The following is a 4,447-nucleotide window of genomic DNA, read 5'->3' as shown; positions in this document are numbered from 1 at the left end:
GCATCGCGACGAGCGAGGACGAGCAGGCGGTGTCGATGGTGACGGCCGGACCTTCGAATCCGAAGGTGTACGAGATCCGGCCGGACGCGACGCTGCCGCCGTTGGAGGTCAGCAGGTACCCCTCGTACTCCTCAGGTACGTCGCTCAGCATCCGCAGCCCGTAGTCGGCGCTGATGACGCCTGCGTAGACGCCGACCTGCCGCTGTCGCAGCCCGGACGGGTCGAGTCCCGCGCTCTCCAGGGTCTCCCACGCGGTTTCGAGAAGGAGCCGCTGTTGCGGGTCCATGGCGAGCGCCTCGCGCGGACTGATCCCGAAGAACGCCGGGTCGAAGTCCCCGGCGTCGTGCAGGAATCCGCCCCGGTCGGTCGAGGTGGTGCCGGGATGGTCGGGGTCCGGGTGGTAGAGCCCGGCGGGCCAGCCGCGGTCGGCGGGGAACGCGGACACGGCGTCGACCTCGCCCGCGACGAGGTTCCACAGGTCCTGCGGCGTCCGGACGTCGCCGGGGTAGCGGCAGCCCATCCCGACGATCGCGATCGGCTCGTCGGCCGCGGCGGCCGTCCGCCGGGCCGGGCCGCTCCTGGACGGCGCCTCGGTGAGCGCGGCCAGCAGATGCTCGGTGACCGCCCGCGGACTCGGATGGTCGAAGACCAGGGTCGGCGGCAGCCGCAGCCCGGTCGCGTTGGCGAGCCGGTTGCGGAGTTCGACGGCGGTGAGGGAGTCGAAGCCGAGGTCCTTGAACGGCCGGTCGTCGGCGATCCCGTCCGGGTCCTGGTGCCCGAGTACGGCGGCGGAGTGCGCCCGGACGACGCCCAGGAGGTGCTTGAGCCGCTGCTCGGGCTCCAGTTCGGCGAGCCGTCCGGCCAGCGCGCCGCTCCCGCCGCCCGCCGCCGGGCGGGACCGCGGCGCGAGGCCGCGCATCAGCGGCGACGGATGCGCCGCCGCGGCGGACGTGTCGAGCGTCGCGGCCAGCAGCGACGCCCGGTCGAGGCCGAGGGCTGCGTCGAACAGGGCGAGCCCGTGGTCGTCGGTGAGTGGGACGAGCCCGGATCGGCGGAGCCTGGCGAGGTCGGTGTCGGTGAGGGTCCCGGTCATTCCGCTGGTCTGCTCCCAGAGCCCCCACGCGATGGAGACGGCGGGGAGGCCTTGGGCGTGGCGGTGGTGGGCGAGGGCGTCGAGGTAGGTGTTGGCGGCGGCGTAGTTGGCCTGTCCGGGGTTGCCGAGGGTGCCGGCCGCCGACGAGAACAGGACGAACGCCTCCAGGTCCAGGTCCCTGGTCTGCCGGTGCAGGTTCCAGGCGGCGTCGACCTTCGGCCGGAACACGGTCTCCAGATGGGCGGCGGTCTGGCCGAGCAGCGGCGCATCCTGGAGCGCGCCCGCCGCATGGACCACGGCCGTCAGCGGATGCTCGGCCGGGACGGCGGCGAGGAGTGCGGCGAGTGCGTCGGGGTCGGCGGTGTCGCAGGCGGCGATCGTCACGCTTGCGCCGAGTTCTTCCAGGCGGGACTTGAGGTCGTCCGCGCCGGGAGCGTCCGGGCCGCGCCTGCTGACGAGCAGCAGCCGCCGCACCCCGTGCCCGGACACCAGCCGCTCCGCGACGAGCGCGCCGAGCGTCCCGGTGCCGCCGGTGACCAGGACGGTCCCCGTCCCCGACAGCGCCGACGGGGCCGAGCCCGGGAGCGCGACCTTGGCGAGCGCGGGGGTGAGCACCCGGCCGTCGCGCAGCGCCAACTGCGGCTGCCCGGACGCGATCGCCGCAGGGAGCAGCGCGTCCGACGCGGGAAGGCCGTCGGTGTCGACGAGCACGAACTGGCCGGGGTTCTCCGACTGGGCGGCGCGTACCAGACCCCACACCGGCGCGAGTTCGGGGACAGCGTCCGTCCGCGAGACGGGCAGGGCGTTCGTGGTCCGGACGATCAGTCGCGACCCGGCGGACCGCGCGTCGGCGGCCCATCCGCGTACGGCCTCCAGGACCTCCGCGGTCAGGCCGCGGACCGCGTCCGGGCCGTCGGGCTCTCCGGTGACGTCGAGCAGGACGGCGGCGGGCGGCGTCTCGAGGGCCGCCGCGTCGGCGAACGGCACGGGCGGCTCGCCCGCCTCGCCGACCGCGACCGGGTTCCAGACAACCTCGAAAAGGGAGCGGTCGGCGGAGGCCGCGAAGGACCGCAGGAACTCCTCCCCGCTCACCGTCCGCAGGGTCAGCGCGCCGACCGTCAGGACGTGAGCCCCGGACACGTCCCACGCCTCGACACGGAGGGTCTTCTCCTCGATCTCGGTCAGCCTGACCCGCAGCTCGGTCGCGCCGGTCGCGGTCAGCCGGACGTCCCGCCACGAGAACGGCAGTGCCAGGCCGGTCCCGCCGTCGTCGGTCAGGGCGAGCGGGTGGAGCGCCGCGTCCAGCAGCGCCGGGTGGACGCCGTGCGCGCCCGCCGCCAGGTCACCGTCGAGGACGACCCGGACGTCCAGGACGGCGCCGTCCCGGTGGAGTTCCCGGACGTTCCGGAACGCGGGACCGTAGTGGTAGCCGTGCTCGGCGAGGCGGTCGTACAGCCCGTCGATCACGACGGGGGCGTCGGCGGGGGCGTCGGGCGCGTCCTGCGGCCATTCGGCCTCGTCGGGGGAGAGGCGTCCCGTCGCGTGCTCGACCCACGGAGAGTCGGCCCCGGTGCGGGAGTGGAAGGTGATCTGCCGGTGGCCGTCGGCGTCGGGCGCGGAGACCGCCACATGCAGGTCGCGGGGCGTGTCCGCGGTGAGGACGAGCGGCGTCTGGAGGGTCAGCTCCGCGACCGTGGGGCAGTCGGACGCCTGCCCGGCGTGGAGCGCGAGGTCGAGGAACGCGGTGCCGGGCAGCAGCGGGGTCGCGTGGACGGCGTGGTCGGCGAGCCACGGCAGGGTGTCGGCCGACAGCCGGGACGTCGCCTGCCAGCGGCCGTCCGGGAGCGGGATGACGGTGGCGAGCAGCGGGTGGCCGGCCGCGTCCAGGCCGAGCCCCGACGCGTTGCCCGCGCCGGTCGAGCCCAGCCAGAACCTGCTGTGCTGGAACGGGTAGGTCGGCGGATGCCCGGCCCTGCCCGTCGCCGGCGGCCGCCAGCGGGTGCCGGGCTCGGCGGCCCGCACGTGGCGGCCGGCGAGCGAGACGAGGAACCTGCCGAGGCCGCCTTCGTCGCGGCGGAGCGTCGGATGGGCCGCGCCGGGTGCTCCCGATGCGTGCAGCACGGCGTCGATCGCCGGGACGAGCACCGGATGCGGGCTGGCCTCGACGAATGCGGTGTGCCGCGGGCTCAGCGCGGCCAGCACCGGATGGAACAGGACGGGATTGGCGAGGTTGTCGTACCAGTAGGCGGCGTCCAGGACGGTGGTGTCCTCGACGACGGCACCGGTGAGGGTGGAGTGGAACGGAATCGGGGCCTTGCGGGGCGAGATCCCGGCCAGCTCGGCCAGGAGGGTGCCGCGCAGGGCGTGCATGTGCGGCGTGTGCGAGGCGTAGTCGACCGGGACCATGCGGGCGTTGAGCCCGGCGGCCCGGCCGTGCGCGACGATCGCCTCGGCGGCCGCCGTCGCGCCTGCCACAACGGTGTGGGCGGGGCCGTTCAACGCCGCGACGTGCAGCTCACCGGTGAGGCCGAGGTCGCCGATGAGCGCCTCCGCGGAGATCGCGTCGAGGGGCAGCGACACCATCCGGCCGGTGTCGGCGAGACCGAGGAGCGCCTCGGCGCGGGTGGCGACGATCCGTGCGGCGTCGTCGAGGCTGAGCGCGCCCGCGATGTGGGCGGCGGCGATTTCGCCCTGGCTGTGGCCGATGACCGCGTCGGGCTCGACGCCGTGGTGCTGCCAGAGCCGGGCGAGAGAGACCATCATCGCGAACAGCGCGGGCTGCACCACGTCGGTTCCGGCGGGCAGCTCCGGCCGGGACAGGACATCCAGGAGGTTCCAGCCGGTGTGCGGTTCGAGGGCCTGCGCGCAGTCGTCGAGGGCGGCGGCGAACGCGGACGACTCGACGGCGAGCAGCGTGCCCATGCCCGCCCACTGGGAGCCCTGGCCGGGGAAGACGAACACGGTGCCGCCCGCCGTGGGCGGTCCTTCGGAGGTGACGAGGCCGCCGTGCGGGTCGCCCGAGGCGAGGGCGGCGAGCGCCGAGGCGAGCCCGGCCCGGTCGTCGGGTCCGGTGACGGCGACCGCGCGATGGTCGAAGACCGTCCGTGCCGACAGCGGAGCCGCGAGATCGTCCGGCCGGAGCCCGGGGTCGTCCGCCAGCCGGTCGGACAGCCGCAGCGCGGCGGCGCGCAGCGCCTCAGGGGTCTTGGCCGACAGCGTGACCGCGACGGCCGGCGTCTCCTCGTCCGGGATCTCCGTCGGGGTGGGTTCGGGTGCTTGTTCGAGGATGAGGTGGGCGTTGGTGCCGCTGATGCCGAATGACGAGACTGCGGCGCGGCGTGGTCGTCGGGCGTC

Annotated in this window: 1 protein-coding gene; it reads right to left on the bottom strand. The window is 75.1% G+C overall.

Translation table 11 applies throughout. The features are described 5' to 3' along the window. Positions 1-4,447, bottom strand: a 4,447-nt coding sequence (locus ABZ887_RS50880; protein WP_361306517.1) for an SDR family NAD(P)-dependent oxidoreductase, incomplete at both ends; no start/stop codon positions are given.

This window comes from Streptomyces sp. NPDC047061 (assembly GCF_040643955.1).
Lineage (GTDB): Bacteria > Actinomycetota > Actinomycetes > Streptomycetales > Streptomycetaceae > Streptomyces.
The sequence above is the reverse complement of the archived record's forward strand: the minus strand, read 5'-3'. Positions and strand labels throughout refer to the sequence as shown.